We start from the raw sequence: 15,208 nt of genomic DNA, 5'->3' as shown, positions 1-15,208 counted from the left end.
GCGGTCATTCCCTCACCAGTTCGTAGAGCGCCACGGCCGCGGCGGCCGAGACGTTCAGGCTTTCCATCGCGGGCATGATGGGCAGGCGGACGAGTTCATCACAATTCTCGCGCGTGAGTCGCCGCAGCCCCTCGCCCTCGGCGCCCAGCACCAGCGCCACGCGCCGCCCCTGCAAGCCCGATTGCGCGAGGGTGACGGGCCCCGCCGCCTCCAGCCCCACCACCCAGAGCCCGGCCTTCTTCAAGGCCTGCAAGGCGCGGGAGAGGTTCACCTCGCGCAGGATGGGCACCACCTCCAGCGCGCCCGAGGCGGCGCGGGCGAGCGAGCCGGTCTCCTGTGGGGCATGGCGGTCCTGCATCACCACCGCCGCCGCGCCGAAGGCGGCGGCGGAACGGAGGATGGCGCCGACATTGCGCGGGTCCGTCACCTGGTCCAGCACCAGCACGGGGCCGGTGGAGCCTTCCAGCACCTTCTCCAACAACAGCTCGGGCAGCGGCTCGACCAGCAGGGCCGCGCCCTGGTGGACGGATTCGGGTGGCAGCAGGGCCGCCAGCCGGTCCCGCTCCACCAGTTCGGGCGTGATGCGCCAGGGGTTGGGCACCCGCTCGGCCAGCTCGCGCTCGGCCTCGCGCGTCACCAGCAGGCGGCGCAGGCGGCGGGCGGGGTTGGCCAGGGCGGCGGCGACCGGGTGCAGGCCGTGCAGCCAGACGCCCTCCGCGTTCCCCCTTTGGCCCTCGGCCGGGCGGTGGTGGGCGGGGCCGCGGGCGCGCGGCGAGGGACGGTTGGGGCGCATGGCCCCATGAAGCGCGCCCGTCGCCTGCTGACAACCCATGGCCCCCTGCCGTAGAAGGACGCGCCTGGCCGGGTTAGCTCAGCGGTAGAGCAACCGCCTTGTAAGCGGTAGGTCGTCGGTTCAATCCCGACACCCGGCAGGGCCCGTCACATTTCATCACCTCCCGGGGCCCGCTTCGCCACGCAGGCGTTACAAGCGGGGTGCATGGTTGGCTCATCGGACGGAACATTCCGCCCGGCATTGAGGAGACCACCATGGCCCAGTTTCGCATTCCCTCCCTGTTCGGTGCCGCCATCCTGGGCGCCGGCCTGCTCGCGGGCGGCGTTGCCTTCGCCCAGCCTGGCCCCGGCGCCGGTCCGGGCGGTGGCCCCGGCGCCCGTATGTTCCAGCAGCTCGACACCAACAATGACGGCCGCATCACCTGGGACGAGGCCTGGGGTGTGATCACCCAGCGCTTCCAGGCCGCCGATGCCGACCGCAGCGGCGGGCTCACGCTGGAGGAATTCGGCAACATGTTCCCTCAGCGTGAGGGCCGCCCGCAGCGCGAGGGCCGTCCGCAGCGTGAAGGTCGTCCCGAGGCCGGCCCCCGCGCCGAGCGCATGCAGCGGCACCGCGCCGCCCTCTTCCGCGGCCTCGACGCCAACCGCGACGGCGTCGTGACGCTGGAGGAGATGCGTGCCCCGGCCGAGATGCGCTTCCGCATGGCCGATGTGAATGGCGATGGCGCCATCACCCGTGACGAGCTGCCCCGCCGCGCCCCCCGTGGCGAGGGCCGCGGCCCCGGGCAGCCCGGCCAGCCGGGTGCGCCCGCCGCCCCCGCCACGCGGTAAGGCGGCTACCCGCCGAGCGCCAGGCGCTCGGCGATCAGGAAGGGGGCGCCGGGGCCGGCCTGGGTGAACAGGCAGACCTCGCGCACCCGCCGCGCCCGGCCGGCCACGGTTGCGAAATGCGCCGCGGCGGCCGGGCGCACCACTGCGGTTTCCTCGGGCGTGAGGCGGCGCGTCAGCGTCACGTGGAACTGCCAATCCTCTTCGAGATAGGGATAGCCCCAGCGCGCCAGCATCGCCTCCTGGCGGGCAGAGAGCCCGGCTTTGCGGCGCCGTGCAAGCTCCTCCTCCGATGGGGGCGCGCGATGGGCGTCCAGCGCGGCCACCGCGCCATCGGTCAGTGCGCGCAGGGCGGGGCAGGGCGTCGTCTCCCGCAGGGCCAGAAACCCCTTCAGATCCATCACCGCGAGCGGCGGCAGGTCGAATGGCGCCGTGCGGGCCGCGAACACCGCCGCGTCCTGGCGCAGCGCGGCATAGGAGGTGGCGAGGCGGAAGGGCGGCTTCAGTGTCGCGTGCAGCCCATATCCCCGCGCATCAGCGGTGATCGCATGCAGGTCGGGGACGGGGGGCTGGGGCAGGGTGGCCCCCGTCTCGGCATCGCGCCCCAGCCAGGCGCTGCCCGCCGCGTGCAGCGGATCGTCCAGCTCCGGCGCCCAGTAGAGGGCGGCGCGCATCGTCACGCCACCCGCTCCCCGCCGCGCCACACGGCGCGAATCACCGGAATGCCCTGGTGCGGCAGCACGCGCACGATGTCGGCACGCTGCCCGATTGCCAGCCGCCCGCGATCCTGCAGGCGGCACATGTCGGCGGCATTGGCGGTGATGGTGGCGATGGCGGCGGGCAGGCCCGTGACCTCCGCCATGGCGAAGGCGGCCTCGATCAGCGCGGGCGGCACGTAGTCGCTGGCCAGCACGTCCACGGCGCCGGCGCGCACCAGGTCCATGGCCGCCACATTGCCCGAATGGCTGCCGCCGCGGACGATGTTGGGTGCGCCCGCGATGACGGAAACACCCAGCCGCGCCGCCTCCGCCGCCGCTTCCATGGTCACGGGGAATTCGCTGACCATGATGCCGTCGGCCGCGTTGCGCGCGACTTCGGCGGGCACCTCGTCATCATGGCTGGCCAGGGGCACGTTCCGGCCGGCGAAGCGGTCCAGCACCATGCGGCGTTGCGGTTCGCGCAGGCGGCCACGCTGTTCCAGCAGTTCCGCGATGCGCGCCTCGATCTGCGCCTCGGTCATTCGGGTGGTGCGCAGCCGCATCGCACGGTAGCGCACGAGGTCGCGGTACTGGCCCACGCCCGGCGAATGATCCATCAGGCTGACCATGGCGACGAGCGGATGCTCCGCCACGGGGTCGAGCAGGGCGGGCATGTCGGCCGCCGGCAATTCGCAGCGCAGATGTAGCAGGTGGTCCACCTTCAGCACGCCCTCGGTGGTCAGTGCCGTGATGTCGCGCACCCCGTCCTCGAAGGTCTTGCCGCGTTCCACGTCGAAGCCGAGATCGCCCAGGCAGAGCGCGTCCAGCACGGTGGTGACGCCGGCCACCGCGCATTGCGCGTCATGGCTGAGGAAGGCCGAGCGCGAGGGCCAGCGCGCATTGTTGCGCGGCATCACCTGGCGTTCGAGGTTGTCGGTGTGGACGTCCACCACGCCCGGCATCAGCACCTCGCCGCCGCAATCCACCGCCGAGGGGTGGTGGGCGCGGCCGGGCTGCACATCGGCGATGACGCCATCGCGCAGCACCAGCGTGCCATCCAGCTCCTGGTCAGGCAGGATGAGGCGCGCATGGGTCAGGATGGTTTCGCGCGCGGCGGGGGCGCGGTGAAGGATGGCGCTCATCGGGCCTCGCTGTGGGGTGTGACGTGTATGTGGGCGCTCATGCCGCGTCTTCTAGCGGCCGCACCTCATGCAGGCGATCCGCGACGCGGGCGCGCACCTCGCTGTCATGGAAAATTCCCAGAATGGCCGCCCCACGCGCCTTGGCTTCGGCGATCAGGGCGATCACCACCTCGCGGTTGGCGGGGTCGAGGCTGGCGGTGGGCTCGTCCAGCAGCATCAGCGGGTAATGGGCCACGAAGCCGCGGGCGATGTTCACCCGCTGCTGCTCGCCGCCCGAGAAGGTGGCGGGCGGCAGGCCGTGCAGGCGTTCGGGCAGGTTGAGTCGGGCCAGCAGGCCAGCGGCCTGGGCTTCGGCCTCGGCGCGCGGGACGCCACGGAGGCGCAGGGGTTCGGCCACCACCTCCAGCGCCGGCACGCGCGGGATCACGCGCAGGAATTGCGAGACATGGCCGAGGCTTTCCGCACGGATTTCCCGCATCAACCGCGCATCGGCGGCCGCGAGGTCCACCATGGCGTCCCGATGCCGCAGGCGGATATGGCCCGAATCCGCGCCGTAATTGCCCGCGATGCAGCGCATCAGCGTGGACTTGCCGGCGCCCGAGGGCCCGGTCAGTGCCACGCATTCGCCCGCGTGCAGCACCAGCGCCGCATCCTCCAGCACGGGAAAGCTCACGCCGCCGCGCAGGTGCAGGGTGAAGCGCTTGGACAGCGCCGCCACCTCCAATGCCACGTCGCTCATGCCGCCAGCACCGAGGCGACGAGAAGCTGGGTGTAGGGGTGCCGCGGGTCATCCAGCACACGGTCGGCCAGGCCTTCCTCCACGATGCGGCCATGGCGCATCACCACGATGCGGTGCGCGAGCAGCCGGGCGGCCGCGATGTCATGCGTCACGAACAGAACGGCCAGGTTCAACTCCGCCACCAGGGAACGGATCAGGTCCAGCAGCCGCGCCTGCACGCTGACATCGAGCCCGCCCGTGGGTTCATCCATGAAGACCAGGCGCGGGCGCGTGACCAGGCAGCGCGCGATCTGCAGTCGCTGCTGCATGCCGCCCGAAAAGTTGCGCGGCGCCTCGTCCATCCGGGCGGGGTCCATTTCCACGCGCGCCATCCATTCGGCGGCGGCCGTGCGGATATTGCCGTAGTGCCGGCCGCCCGCCGCCATCAGCCGCTCGCCAATGTTGCCGCCGGCCGAGACGCCCATGCGCAGCCCGTCGCGGGCATTCTGGTGCACGAAGCCCCAGTCGCGGCGCATCAGCGTGCGGCGCTCGGCCTCGCGCAGGGCGTGGACATCCTGCGTGGCACCCTTGGCGTCGTGGTAGAGCACGCGCCCGGCCTGGGGTTCCATGAGCCCCGCCAGCACGCGCAGCAAGGTGGACTTGCCCGATCCACTCTCACCCACGATGGCCACCACCTCGCCGGGCCAGAGCGAGAGCGACACATCATCCAGCGCGCGCACCGCGCCGAAGCGCAGCGCGAGATTCTGGCCTTCCAGGATCGGGCTCATTCCGCGGCCTTCCGCGCCATCTGGTTTTCGGCGCAATGATCGGTGTCGGAGCAGACGAACATGCGCCCGCCGCGGTCGTCGGTGACGATTTCGTCCAAGTAGCTGGTCGTACTGCCGCAGGCCGCGCAGGCATGCAGGGCGCGGACCGGCCGGAAGGGATGGTCGTCGAAGTCGAGGCTGACGACGCTGGTGTAGGGCGGCACGGCGTAGATCTTCTTTTCGCGCCCCGCGCCAAACAGCATCAGCGCCGGTGACATGTGCAGCTTCGGGTTGTCGAAGCCCGGGATGGGCGAGGGCGACATGAGGTAGCGGTGGTTCACCATGACCGGATGGCTGTAGGCGGACCCGCCCTCGCCCTGCCGCGCGATGTCCTCATAGAGCTTCACCTGCGCGAGGCTGTAGTCGCCAAGGGCGTGCAGGCGCCGGGTTTCCGCGAGGCGCGGTTCCAGCTTGAACAGCGGCTCCGGCATCGGCACCTGGAAGACCATCACCTGGCCCTCGGTCAACGGCCGCTCGGGGATGCGGTGGCGGGTCTGGATGATGGTCGCCTCGGCCGTGCGCGTCGTGGTGCGCACGCCGGCCACGCGGTGGAAGAAGCGACGGATGGAGACGGCGTTGGTCGTGTCATCCGCGCCCTGGTCGATCACCTTCAGCGTGTCGTCGGGGCCGAGGATGCTGGCCGTGACCTGGATGCCGCCCGTGCCCCAGCCATAGGGCAGCGGCATCTCGCGTGCGCCGAAGGGGATCTGGTGGCCCGGGATGGCGATGGCCTTGAGGAGCGTGCGACGGATCATCCGCTTCGTGGCTTCGTCCAGGTAGGCGAAGTTGTAGCCGGGGTCGCTCATTCCGCCGCCTCCGCGCTGCCGCCCCGCGCCGCTTCCCAGCGCGCGCGGATGCTCCGCAGCTTCTCCAGCTCGCTTTGGAAATCCACGTGGTGCGGCAGCTTGAGATGTTCCACGAAGCCCGTCGCCTCCACATTGTCCGCGTGCAGCAGCACGAATTCGTGGTCCTGGGCGGGGGCCGTGACCTCCTCGCCCAGGTCGCGCGCCATCAGGGCGCGGTCCACCAGCGCCATGGCCATCGCCTTGCGCTCGCTGTGGCCGAGCGAGAGCCCGTAGCCGCGGGTGAATTGCGGCGGCGTGTCGGCCTGGCCCGCGAACTGGTTCACCATCTGGCATTCGGTCACGGTGATCTCGCCCAGGCTGATGGGAAAGCCCAGCTCCGGCGGGGTGATCAACACCTCCACCTCACCCATGCGCAGCTCGGCCACGAAGGGATGGGCGTTGCCGTAGCCGCGCTGGGTGGAATAGCCGAGGCCCAGCAGGAAGCCCTCATCGCCGCGCGCGAGCGATTGCAGGCGCAGCGCGCGCGGGGCGGGGAAGGGCAGGGGGTCGCGCGTCAGGTCGGGCGGCGGGGCATCGTCGCCGGGTGGTTCGCGGCGCATCAGCCCCTCCTGCGCCAGGATGTCACTGACGCGCGGCATGGGCGCGCCCGTGGCTTCGGCCTCTTCGGGGGCGGTGGCGCCTCGCCTTCCGCCAGCAGCGCGAAGTCCAGCAGGCGGTGGGTGTAGTCGAAGGTCGGGCCCAGAACCTGACCGCCAGGCATGTCCTTGTAGGTGGCGCTGATGCGCCGGCGCACGCGCATGGCCCCCGTGTCCACCGGCTCGGCCGCCGGGAAGCGCGTCAGGGTGTTGCGGTAGGCGCGCAGCAGGAAGGCGGCCTCGATCAGGTCGCCGCGCGCCTGCTTGATGGCCAGTGCCGCCAGCTCCCGGTCATGGCAGCTGCCTTCCGCCATCACGCGGTCCACCGCGAGGCCCAGCTGTTCCTGAAGCTGTGCCGCGGAGAGCTCGGGCAGGGCGGTGTTCCCGCGCCGCTGCTCGGCCAGCCAGGCATGGGCGGCGGCGATGGCCGCATCGCCGCCCTTGACCGCGACATACATCAGCCACCCTCCCTGAGCGCCACGCTGCGCGGCAACGCGGCCAACCGGCCCCCCGCGCAGAGCACCACATCCACGCCGCAAGGGAAGCGCGCCGCATTGGCGCGCCATTGCGCGGGGAAATCCGCGGGCATGCCCGTGGCGGACAGGCGATGCTCGCGCTGGATGCCCGGCCCCGTCAGCCGCCAGCCCGACCCCTCCGCCAGCCCCGTGACCTGGCGGATGAGCGTGGCGCCGTCCTGCGGCGTCTCGTCCTGGCCCGCGTGCAGCGTGGCCAGTGCGGGCATGGTGGCCCCGGTGTTCAGCAGCAGCATGGCGGAACCCGCCTCCGCCACCAGCGGTGCCCCAGTGTGGAAGGTGATCCAGGCGCGGGCCTCCTCGCCCGCATCTGTCCAGAGCGGCGTCTCGGCATCGGCCAGCGTCAGGATGGCGGCGGCGGCGGCGGCTTCCAGCCCGGCCGGCAGTTCGGGCGGCGGAATGACCTGCTGGATCCGGCCCGGCCGGGCCATGGCCTCCATCAGCGCGCGGAAGCCGGCCTGGGCGTCGAGGACGGGGTCTGAGAAGGCGGGCTTCATCGCATGGCCGCCAGGGTGGCGAAGCGCACCTCGGTCGCGGCGGTGCGGCGGGCGTCGCGGGCGGTGGCGGCGCGCTGGGCCTCGGCCAGGGGCGTCACCACCCGTTCCAGCCATTCGGCCCGCCTTGCCTCGCCCTGCAACAGCGCGTCCAGCACGGCGGCCCATTCGGCGGCGCGCTTGCTGCGACCCAGCCGCCAGCCATGGCCGAGCGTGCCATCCTCCAGCGCCACGGTGCAGCGCGCGACGGTGGCTTCGCTCAGGTTGAAGACGGCGCCATCGCCGCCGGCGCGACCGCGCAGCATGGTCAGCCCCACCTCGGGGCCGCGCACGCGGCGATGCGGGGGCAGGGGCGGGGCGCCGGCGAGGGCGGCCTCGATCTCGGCTTCGGTGGCGCGGGCCAGCACGGCCATCCAGGAGGGGCGGTCCATCATTGGTCTAGACAGCTACACATCTTTCGGGCAGGGTCAATGCCAATGACGCCGCGCAGACATCCATGGGCTTGAAGCTTCCGTGACACCTGATCCCTATCCCCTTCAGCGCGGCGCCGGTCTCGCGCTGTGGCGGCAGATCGCGGCCAGCCTCGAAGCCACCATCCGCGACGGCACGCACCGCCCTGGCGCGCGCCTGCCCACCGAGGCCGAGCTCTCGGCCCGCTTCGCGGTGAACCGCCACACCATCCGCCGCGCCATGGAGGAGCTGGAGGGCAGGGGCCTCGTCCGCATCGAGCAGGGGCGCGGCAGCTTCGTGGCCGAGGATGTGCTGGACTACCCGCTCGGCCCCCGCACCCGCTTCAGCGAGATCATCCGCGCGCAGAACCGCGAACCGGCGGGCCGCGTGCTGCGGATGGCCGAGGTGCCGCCCGAGGCGCGAATCGCAGAATTGCTCGGCCTGCGCCGCGGCCGCACCGTGCTGCAGGTGGAGCGCCTGGCCCTGGCCGATGGAAGGCCGCTGGCCATCGGCCTGCACCACTTCCCCGCCCAGCGCTTCCCGCAGATGGCCGCCCTGCTGCGCGAGGACGCCTCCATCAGCCGCGCGCTGGCCGCCTGCGGCGTGCCCGACTACCGCCGCAAATCGACCCGCATCACCGCCCGCATGCCCACCGCCGAGGAGGCTGCCCTGCTCCAGCAATCCCGTGCCCGCCCGCTGCTCGTCAGCGAGGCGCTCAACATCGACAGCGAGGGCGAGCCCGTGGACGCCACCATCACCCGATATGCCGCCGGCCGCGCCCAGCTGGTGGTCGAGCCATGAGCTGGCGCATCACCGGCGGCCAGGTGCTGCGCGAGGGCCGGCTCGTCCCGGGCGAGCTGCATCTCTCCGGCGATACCATCGCCGAGGGGGGCGCGGGGCGGGGCTTCGACGCCACGGGCCTGTGCGTCATGCCGGGCCTGGTGGACATCCATGGCGACGCGCATGAACGCGCGATCCAGCCACGTCCTGGCGTCGCCTTCCCCACCGATTTCGCGCTGCGTGACGCCGCCGCGCAATGCTTGGCCTCGGGCATCACCACGGCCTGCCTGGGGGTGACGCTGTCCTGGGAGCCGGGGCTGCGTTCGGTCGAGACCTTCCGGGCCACCCTCGACGCCCTGGCCAAGCCCCCGCCGGGCACGGACCTCCTCGTCCACCTGCGCTTCGAGGCCGACAACCTGGACGCGGAGCCCGACGCCCTGGCCGCCATCTCCGCCGGCCGCGTGCATGTGCTGGGCTTCAACGACCACACGCCCGGCATCGTAAAGAAGCTCTCCAACCCCAAGGAACTCGGCAAATATGCCGGCCGCGCGGGCGTGGGCGAGGCGGAGTTCGAGGCGCTGGCGCTGCGCGCCAAGTCCCGCCGCGGCGAGGTGCCGGAAAGCCGCGCCCGCATGGCCGCCGCCTGCCGCGCGGCGGGCTTGCCCATGCTGAGCCATGACGATGCCACGCTCGACCAACGCGCAAAGTTCCGCGCCCTCGGCGCCCATATCTGCGAATTCCCCATGGCCGAGGCCGTTGCCGAAGACGCGCGCGCCCATGCCGAGCCCGTGGTGATGGGTGCGCCCAATGTGGTGCGCGGCGGCAGCCATCTGGGCTGGGCCAGCGCCGCGCCGCTGGCCGAGCGCGGCCTCGTCACCGTGCTGGCCTCCGACTACCACTGGCCGGCGCTGCTGGCGGCCCCCTTCCGCATGGCGGCGCGCGGGGTGATGACGCTGGCGCAGGCCTGGGCGCTGGTGTCGGAGAATCCGGCGCGGGCGCTGGGTCTGAACGACCGCGGACGGATCGCACCCGGGCTGCGCGGCGATTTGGCACTCGTCACGCCGGATGGGTCGCTCGCGGCTGTCTTCCTGGGCGGCGAACCCGCCTGGATCGCGCCATCCGCCGCCGCGCGCTTCGGCTGAGGCCTCAGCGCCGCGCGGGCTGCGCCATCTCGATGATGCTGGCCAGCGAGGCGGTGAAAGCCAACTGGATCCCCGCCACCAGCACCGTCATCGAGGCGAGGAAGAGGCGGGGGGAACGTGGATCCTCCAGGGGCCCGAGGCCGCGCCCCACCCAATCGGTCAGCGTATCGGCCATGCCCGCGCCGCCCAGCAGGACCAGGAAGGCGCCCAGGATCAGTCCGCGTTCGAAGTTCATCAGTCCGAGCAACCGCGCATCCAGCCCGGTGGGTGGCGGCAGGTAGCCGCGCCGCACGCCGACCTGCTTCGAGATCACGGCGAAGGTCACCACCTGCAGCCCCACCAGAACGGCAAGACACCCCGCCATGAAGGAGTGCATGTCGAAGGTGACGCCCGCGACCCGCAGCGGGCCGGGGAAGAGCAGTCCCGAAACCAGCGCGCCCAATCCCAGCAGGAGCAGCCCCGGATACAGGAACAGCCAGCGCGGCGAATAGAACAGCAGGAAGCGCAGGTGCCGCCAGCCATCGCGCCAGGTGCGCAGGTGCGGCGGACGCGACCGGCCATCGGGGCGCAGCCGCGTGGGCACCTCCACGATGCGGTAGCGGGCCAGGGCGGCACGCACCACCATCTCTGAGGCGAATTCCATCCCCGGCGTGGTCAGGCCGAGTTCCATGATGCGCGCGCGGGAGAAGCCGCGCAGCCCGCAATGGAAGTCGCCCGCCGGCACGCGGAAGAGCAGCCTTCCGATGAAGCTCAGCACCGGGTTGCCCAGATAGCGGTGCAGGAAGGGCATGGCGCCCTTCTCGATGCCGCCGCGGAAGCGGTTGCCCATGACGAGGTCCGCCCCCGCGCGCAGCTCCGCCACGAAGCCGTCGAGGTTTGCGAAGTCATAGGAATTGTCGCTGTCGCCCATGATGACGAAGCGGCCCCGCGCCGCCGCGATGCCTCCGCGCAGCGCCGCGCCATAGCCGCGCTCCGTGATGGGGACCACGCGCGCCCCTAGGCGCTGCGCGATCTCCTGCGAGCCATCGGTGCTGCCATTGTCGGCTATCAGAACCTCGCCCGCGATGCCGCTGCGCGCGAGGAAATCCTGTGCCTCGCGGATGCACAGCGCCAGCGTCTCCGCCTCGTTGAGGCAGGGCATGAGGATGGTCAGTTCCAGACCGGGGACCTGGGTGTCGGCGCCTGGGGGGCGTGCGGGGCGATATCCATCCCGCCCCATATGGGGCTTTCAGGATGTTAATGGGAGGGCAGGCTAGACAACACCAGCACGCAACAGGTCATGCAGGTGCAAAATGCCCACGGGGCGGCGCTGGTCCATCACGAACATGGAGGTAATGGCCCGCGTGTTCATCAGCGTCACCAGCTCCGGCGCCAGTGAATCCAGCCGCGCGATGGTGGGTGTCGCCGTCATCACCTCCGTGACCTTGCGGTCCACGAACCCTTGGTTGAAGGCGCGACGGATGTCGCCATCGGTGATGACGCCGAGCAATTCCCCCTCCGCCCCCACCACGCCGCCGATGCCAGAGCGGCGCGATGTCATGGCCACGATCGCCTCCGACAGCATCGCCTCCGGGCCAAGCAGCGGCAGGTTGTCGCCGCTCTGCATCAGATCCGCCGCGCGCAGCAACTGCGCGCCGAGCTTGCCGCCAGGATGAAAGACCCGAAAATCGGAGGCCGAGAAGCCCCGCGCCTCCAGGAGGCACATGGCGAAGGCATCGCCCAGCGCCATCTGCATGGTGGTGCTGGTGGTGGGCGCCAGGCCGTTCGGGCAGGCCTCGGCCGAGGAGGGCAGGATCAGCGGATAGTCCGCCGCACTGCCCAGCTGGCTTTCGGCGCGCGAGGTGATGCCGATGAGCGAGACGTCGAAGCGCCGCGCATAGGCGATGATGGTCGCCAGTTCAGGCGTGTCGCCCGACCAGGAGAGGGCCAGGACCACATCCTCGGGCACGATCATGCCGAGGTCGCCGTGGCTCGCCTCGCCCGGATGGACGTAGAGGGCCGCCGTGCCGGTGGAGGCCAGCGTCGCCGCGATCTTGCGCGCCACATGGCCGGACTTGCCCATGCCGGTGACCACGCAGCGCCCCTTGCGGCGCAGCATCATCTGCACGGCGGCGACGAGGCGCGCGCCCAGCTCGTCTTCCAGCGCCGCGCGCAGGGCGTTCAGCCCCGCGGCCTCCAGCTCGATGGTGCGAAGGGCGCTCTCGCGCAGGCGCTGGCCGATCGGGGTGTCGAGCGGGCTCATGCGCGGGCCTCCCACAGGGCGCGGGCGCGTGCCAGGTCCTCGGGCGTGTCCACGCCGAGGGGGATGTCGTCCACCACCGCCGCGTCCACCCGCATGCCATTCTCCAGCGCGCGGAGCTGTTCCAGCTTCTCACGCTGTTCGAGGGGCGAGGGCGGCAGGGCGACGAAACGCGCCAGCGCATCCCGCCGCCAGGCATAGAGGCCGATATGGTGCCACAGCGGGCCCTCGCCCCAGGGGGCGGTGGCGCGGGTGAAGTAGAGGCAGCGGAAGCGGCCGGGCGCGCGCTCGGTCCCCACCATCTTCACGACGGAGGAAGCGGTCCGCTCCTCCTCGCGCGTGATGGGGGCGACCAGCGTGCCGAGTGCCACCTCGGGCGGGTCCATCACCTCCAGCACCGCGCGAATGGCGCGAGGGGCGATGAGAGGCAGGTCGCCCTGCACGTTCACGACCAGGTCGTGGCGGCCCTCGGGGTCGAGCTGCGTCACGGCCTCATGGATGCGGTCGCTGCCGGAGGGGTGGTGGGCCGCGGTCATTTGCGCCTTGCCGCCGGCGGCGCGCACCACATCCGCCACCTCCGCGCTGTCGGTCGCCACCACCACGGGGCCGAGATCGGCCTCCTGGGCGCGGTGCAGCACCTGCACTATCATGGGCAGGCCGCCGATCTCGGCGAGCGGCTTGCCGGGCAGGCGGGTGGCACTCATGCGCGCGGGGATGAGGACGAGGGGGCGGCTCACGCGGCCCAGCCCTTCACCACGGCATCGAGCGCCTGGAGGCGGGTGATCAGCGCCTCGAACCGCGCCAGCGGCACCATGTTGGGGCCGTCGGAGGGCGCGCGATCAGGATCTTCATGGGTCTCGATGAAGAGGCCGGCCACGCCCACGGCCACGGCCGCGCGCGACAGGGTTTCCACGAATTGCCGCTGACCGCCCGAGGCGCCGCCCTGGCCGCCAGGCTGCTGCACCGAATGGGTGGCGTCGAAGATCACGGGCAGCCCCGTCTCCTCCGCCATCACGGGCAGGCCCCGCATGTCCGAGACCAGGGTGTTGTAGCCGAAGGAGGTGCCGCGCTCGGTCAGCAGCACGCGCGGATTGCCGGCGCCCGTGATCTTGGCCGCCACATGCTTCATGTCCCAGGGGGCGAGGAACTGGCCCTTCTTCACATTCACCGCGCGGCCCGTGGCGGCGGCGGCCAGCAGAAGGTCGGTCTGGCGGCAGAGGAAGGCCGGGATCTGCAGCACATCCACCACCGGGGCCACGGCCGCGCAATGGGCGGCTTCGTGCACATCGGTCAGGCAGGGCAGGCCCAGGCGGTCGCGGATTTCGGCGAAGACGGGCAGGGCGGCCTCCAGCCCCATGCCGCGCGGCGCCTGGCCGGAGGTGCGGTTCGCCTTGTCGAAGCTGGTCTTGTAGATCAGCCCGATGCCGCGCCGGGCGGCGATGTCCTTCAGCGCCGCGGCCATCTCCAGCGCATGTTCCCGGCTTTCCATCTGGCAGGGCCCGGCGATGAGCGCGATGGGCAGATGCGAGGCGAAGGCCACCGGGCCGATGGTGATGGGAGAGGCGGGCATCAGGGCAGTTCCGATCCTGGCAGGCTTTGCCGCGGCGGGGCAGCAAAGCCGCTACATAGGGCAGCGGGGCTGTCCGGGCTACCGCCCCTCAGGCCGCGGCGCCCGGGCGCCCTTCGTCCATGGAGAGCATCGCCGCCAGGGTCCCCACTGACGCTCACGGCCGTCCGATGGAGTGGTAGGTGAAGCCCGCCTCGCGCATGGCCGGCGGGTCATAGACATTGCGCAGATCCAGCAGCAGGTCTCCGCGCATCATGTTGCGCAGCTTGGTGGGGGCGATGTTGCGGTATTCGTTCCACTCGGTCAACAAAACGACGGCATCCGCCCCCTGGGCCGCGTTCAGCGCGCCCGAGGTGTATTCCACCGTGGCCGGCAGCAGGCGGCGCGCGGCATCCATGCCCTCCGGATCATGCGCGCGGATATGCGCGCCGGCGGCCACGAGGCGCGGGATGATCTCAAGCGAGGGAGCATCGCGCATGTCATCCGTCTCGGGCTTGAAGGTCAGGCCCAGGATGGCGATGACCTTGCCGTCCACATTCCCGCCGCAGGCACGGATGACGCGGTCGGCCATCGCCATCTTGCGCGAATCATTCACCGCGATGGTCGTCTCGATCAGGCGCAGCGGCGTGCCGAAATCCTGCGCCGACCGCGCGAAGGCCAGCGTGTCCTTGGGAAAGCAGGAGCCGCCATAGCCCGGCCCCGCATGCAGGAATTTCCGACCGATTCGGCCATCGAGGCCGATGCCGCGCGCCACGTCGTGCACATCGCCGCCCGCCGCCTCGCACAGATCAGCCACCTCGTTGATGAAGCTGATCTTCATGGCGAGAAAGGCATTGGCGGCGTATTTGATGATCTCGGCCGTCTCGAGGCGCGTGGCCACCATGGGCGTCTCGATGAGGAAGAGCGGACGGTAGAGGCGCCGCAGCACCGCCTCGGCCCGCGCCCCCGCCTCGCCATCCTCCACGCCGATCACGACACGGTCGGGGCGCATGAAGTCACCGATCGCGGCCCCCTCGCGCAGGAATTCGGGGTTGGAGGCGACGGCGATGTCGAGGTCGGGCCGCACCGCCTGGACGCGCCGCTTCACCTCGCGCCCCGTGCCCACCGGCACGGTGGACTTCGTCACCAGCACCAGCGGCTTGGTGGCGGTGCGGGCCACCTCCTCGGCGGCCGCGAAGACATAGGTGAGGTCGGCATGGCCATCCCCGCGGCGGGTGGGCGTGCCGACGGCCAGGAAGACGGCCTCCGCCCCCTGCATGGCCGCGGCCAGGTCCTGGGTGAAGGAGAGGCGGCCCTCGCGCACATTATCCGTGACCAGGGCTTCGAGCCCGGGCTCGTAGATGGGCATGCGGCCCTCACGCAGCATGCTGATCCGCCCGGCATCGGTGTCCACCAGCGTGACTTCCGTGCCGAATTCGGCAAAGCAGGCCGCCGACACGAGACCGACATAGCCGGCACCGAGGATCGCGATACGCATATTTTAACCTTTCGGTCACAATATATTTGCGGGCGGGAAAGCAGAGCGGGCAATGGCGCCGCCACAAACCCCATTATCGG

General features: G+C 71.4%; 18 protein-coding genes and 1 tRNA gene. 4 read left to right on the top strand and 15 right to left on the bottom strand.

The window, feature by feature from the left end; genetic code table 11:
• Window positions 1-4: 4 nt before the first annotated feature.
• Window positions 5-793 (bottom strand): 23S rRNA (guanosine(2251)-2'-O)-methyltransferase RlmB, encoded by a 789-nt coding sequence (gene rlmB, locus ICW72_RS03195; RefSeq protein WP_223880789.1) that lies wholly within the window; start codon window positions 791-793, stop codon window positions 5-7.
• A 67-nt stretch (window positions 794-860) separates the two neighbouring features.
• Here rlmB and ICW72_RS03190 point away from each other — a divergent pair.
• Together ICW72_RS03190 and ICW72_RS03185 are read left to right on the top strand one after the other, a co-directional pair.
• Window positions 861-932: transfer RNA gene (locus tag ICW72_RS03190), tRNA-Thr, on the top strand.
• Window positions 933-1,047: 115 nt separating this feature from the next.
• Window positions 1,048-1,623 (top strand): EF-hand domain-containing protein, encoded by a 576-nt coding sequence (locus tag ICW72_RS03185; RefSeq protein ID WP_191084902.1) that lies wholly within the window; start codon window positions 1,048-1,050, stop codon window positions 1,621-1,623.
• Between the two features lie 5 nt (window positions 1,624-1,628).
• Here ICW72_RS03185 and ICW72_RS03180 read toward each other — a convergent pair whose 3' ends face one another.
• From ICW72_RS03180 to phnG, 9 genes are read right to left on the bottom strand one after another with little or no spacing between them, the layout of a single operon-like run.
• On the bottom strand, window positions 1,629-2,294 hold the full coding sequence (locus tag ICW72_RS03180) for a DUF1045 domain-containing protein (protein ID WP_191086098.1): 666 nt from the start codon (window positions 2,292-2,294) through the stop codon (window positions 1,629-1,631).
• Window positions 2,295-2,296: 2 nt separating this feature from the next.
• Window positions 2,297-3,460 carry an alpha-D-ribose 1-methylphosphonate 5-triphosphate diphosphatase gene (locus tag ICW72_RS03175; protein ID WP_191084901.1) on the bottom strand — a complete coding sequence of 388 codons (1,164 nt, stop codon included), beginning with the start codon at window positions 3,458-3,460 and terminating at the stop codon, window positions 2,297-2,299.
• A 37-nt stretch (window positions 3,461-3,497) separates the two neighbouring features.
• Window positions 3,498-4,199, bottom strand: coding sequence for a phosphonate C-P lyase system protein PhnL (gene phnL / locus ICW72_RS03170; protein WP_191084900.1), 702 nt, complete (start codon window positions 4,197-4,199; stop codon window positions 3,498-3,500).
• Window positions 4,196-4,966 carry a phosphonate C-P lyase system protein PhnK gene (phnK, locus tag ICW72_RS03165; RefSeq protein WP_191084899.1) on the bottom strand — a complete coding sequence of 257 codons (771 nt, stop codon included), beginning with the start codon at window positions 4,964-4,966 and terminating at the stop codon, window positions 4,196-4,198. The genes phnL and phnK overlap by 4 nt, the downstream gene beginning before the upstream one ends.
• Complete coding sequence (locus ICW72_RS03160; protein WP_191084898.1) at window positions 4,963-5,811, bottom strand: alpha-D-ribose 1-methylphosphonate 5-phosphate C-P-lyase PhnJ; 849 nt, start codon at window positions 5,809-5,811, stop codon at window positions 4,963-4,965. The genes phnK and ICW72_RS03160 overlap by 4 nt, the downstream gene beginning before the upstream one ends.
• On the bottom strand, window positions 5,808-6,449 hold the full coding sequence (locus ICW72_RS21400) for a carbon-phosphorus lyase complex subunit PhnI (RefSeq protein WP_332308975.1): 642 nt from the start codon (window positions 6,447-6,449) through the stop codon (window positions 5,808-5,810). Before ICW72_RS21400 ends, ICW72_RS03160 begins: the two co-directional genes overlap by 4 nt.
• The gene (locus ICW72_RS21395) at window positions 6,410-6,904 is read right to left on the bottom strand and encodes a carbon-phosphorus lyase complex subunit PhnI (protein WP_332308974.1); all 495 of its coding nucleotides are present in this window, start codon (window positions 6,902-6,904) and stop codon (window positions 6,410-6,412) included. Before ICW72_RS21395 ends, ICW72_RS21400 begins: the two co-directional genes overlap by 40 nt.
• Entirely contained in the window at window positions 6,904-7,476 is a 573-nt protein-coding gene (gene phnH, locus ICW72_RS03150; RefSeq protein ID WP_191084897.1) for a phosphonate C-P lyase system protein PhnH, read from the bottom strand. Before phnH ends, ICW72_RS21395 begins: the two co-directional genes overlap by 1 nt.
• Entirely contained in the window at window positions 7,473-7,907 is a 435-nt protein-coding gene (gene phnG, locus ICW72_RS03145) for a phosphonate C-P lyase system protein PhnG (RefSeq protein WP_223880788.1), read from the bottom strand. Before phnG ends, phnH begins: the two co-directional genes overlap by 4 nt.
• A gap of 79 nt (window positions 7,908-7,986) precedes the next feature.
• On the opposite strand from phnG, the gene phnF reads away from it, so the two are divergent.
• Both phnF and ICW72_RS03135 read left to right on the top strand, forming a co-directional pair.
• Window positions 7,987-8,724: a phosphonate metabolism transcriptional regulator PhnF gene (gene phnF, locus ICW72_RS03140; RefSeq protein ID WP_191084896.1), complete on the top strand. Its 738-nt coding sequence runs from the start codon at window positions 7,987-7,989 to the stop codon at window positions 8,722-8,724.
• Window positions 8,721-9,845: an alpha-D-ribose 1-methylphosphonate 5-triphosphate diphosphatase gene (locus tag ICW72_RS03135; protein ID WP_191084895.1), complete on the top strand. Its 1,125-nt coding sequence runs from the start codon at window positions 8,721-8,723 to the stop codon at window positions 9,843-9,845. The genes phnF and ICW72_RS03135 overlap by 4 nt, the downstream gene beginning before the upstream one ends.
• A gap of 4 nt (window positions 9,846-9,849) precedes the next feature.
• Here ICW72_RS03135 and ICW72_RS03130 read toward each other — a convergent pair whose 3' ends face one another.
• The 5 genes from ICW72_RS03130 to ICW72_RS03110 form a co-directional block, all read right to left on the bottom strand.
• On the bottom strand, window positions 9,850-10,986 hold the full coding sequence (locus ICW72_RS03130; RefSeq protein WP_223880787.1) for a glycosyltransferase family 2 protein: 1,137 nt from the start codon (window positions 10,984-10,986) through the stop codon (window positions 9,850-9,852).
• Window positions 10,987-11,097: 111 nt separating this feature from the next.
• Window positions 11,098-12,087 (bottom strand): KpsF/GutQ family sugar-phosphate isomerase, encoded by a 990-nt coding sequence (locus ICW72_RS03125; protein ID WP_191084893.1) that lies wholly within the window; start codon window positions 12,085-12,087, stop codon window positions 11,098-11,100.
• Window positions 12,084-12,821 (bottom strand): 3-deoxy-manno-octulosonate cytidylyltransferase, encoded by a 738-nt coding sequence (locus tag ICW72_RS03120; RefSeq protein WP_191084892.1) that lies wholly within the window; start codon window positions 12,819-12,821, stop codon window positions 12,084-12,086. The genes ICW72_RS03125 and ICW72_RS03120 overlap by 4 nt, the downstream gene beginning before the upstream one ends.
• Window positions 12,818-13,654, bottom strand: a complete 837-nt coding sequence (gene kdsA, locus ICW72_RS03115; RefSeq protein WP_191084891.1) for a 3-deoxy-8-phosphooctulonate synthase — start codon at window positions 13,652-13,654, stop codon at window positions 12,818-12,820. Before kdsA ends, ICW72_RS03120 begins: the two co-directional genes overlap by 4 nt.
• Window positions 13,655-13,808: 154 nt before the next feature.
• Window positions 13,809-15,128 carry a UDP-glucose dehydrogenase family protein gene (locus ICW72_RS03110; protein ID WP_191084890.1) on the bottom strand — a complete coding sequence of 440 codons (1,320 nt, stop codon included), beginning with the start codon at window positions 15,126-15,128 and terminating at the stop codon, window positions 13,809-13,811.
• Between the last annotated feature and the right edge of the window lie 80 nt (window positions 15,129-15,208).

Source organism: Roseococcus microcysteis, from assembly GCF_014764365.1.
Lineage (GTDB): Bacteria > Pseudomonadota > Alphaproteobacteria > Acetobacterales > Acetobacteraceae > Roseococcus > Roseococcus microcysteis.
Note: the sequence above shows the minus strand (reverse complement) of the source record. Positions and strands in the feature narration are given on the sequence as shown.

Coding starts and splice junctions, on each gene's coding strand:
- rlmB (WP_223880789.1), bottom strand. CDS start 793: ATGCGCCCCAACCGTCCCTCGCCGCGCGCCCGCGGCCCCGCCCACCAC.
- ICW72_RS03185 (WP_191084902.1), top strand. CDS start 1,048: ATGGCCCAGTTTCGCATTCCCTCCCTGTTCGGTGCCGCCATCCTGGGC.
- ICW72_RS03180 (WP_191086098.1), bottom strand. CDS start 2,294: ATGCGCGCCGCCCTCTACTGGGCGCCGGAGCTGGACGATCCGCTGCAC.
- ICW72_RS03175 (WP_191084901.1), bottom strand. CDS start 3,460: ATGAGCGCCATCCTTCACCGCGCCCCCGCCGCGCGCGAAACCATCCTG.
- phnL (WP_191084900.1), bottom strand. CDS start 4,199: ATGAGCGACGTGGCATTGGAGGTGGCGGCGCTGTCCAAGCGCTTCACC.
- phnK (WP_191084899.1), bottom strand. CDS start 4,966: ATGAGCCCGATCCTGGAAGGCCAGAATCTCGCGCTGCGCTTCGGCGCG.
- ICW72_RS03160 (WP_191084898.1), bottom strand. CDS start 5,811: ATGAGCGACCCCGGCTACAACTTCGCCTACCTGGACGAAGCCACGAAG.
- ICW72_RS21400 (WP_332308975.1), bottom strand. CDS start 6,449: ATGCCGCGCGTCAGTGACATCCTGGCGCAGGAGGGGCTGATGCGCCGC.
- ICW72_RS21395 (WP_332308974.1), bottom strand. CDS start 6,904: ATGTATGTCGCGGTCAAGGGCGGCGATGCGGCCATCGCCGCCGCCCAT.
- phnH (WP_191084897.1), bottom strand. CDS start 7,476: ATGAAGCCCGCCTTCTCAGACCCCGTCCTCGACGCCCAGGCCGGCTTC.
- phnG (WP_223880788.1), bottom strand. CDS start 7,907: ATGATGGACCGCCCCTCCTGGATGGCCGTGCTGGCCCGCGCCACCGAA.
- ICW72_RS03135 (WP_191084895.1), top strand. CDS start 8,721: ATGAGCTGGCGCATCACCGGCGGCCAGGTGCTGCGCGAGGGCCGGCTC.
- ICW72_RS03130 (WP_223880787.1), bottom strand. CDS start 10,986: ATGCCCTGCCTCAACGAGGCGGAGACGCTGGCGCTGTGCATCCGCGAG.
- ICW72_RS03125 (WP_191084893.1), bottom strand. CDS start 12,087: ATGAGCCCGCTCGACACCCCGATCGGCCAGCGCCTGCGCGAGAGCGCC.
- kdsA (WP_191084891.1), bottom strand. CDS start 13,654: ATGCCCGCCTCTCCCATCACCATCGGCCCGGTGGCCTTCGCCTCGCAT.
- ICW72_RS03110 (WP_191084890.1), bottom strand. CDS start 15,128: ATGCGTATCGCGATCCTCGGTGCCGGCTATGTCGGTCTCGTGTCGGCG.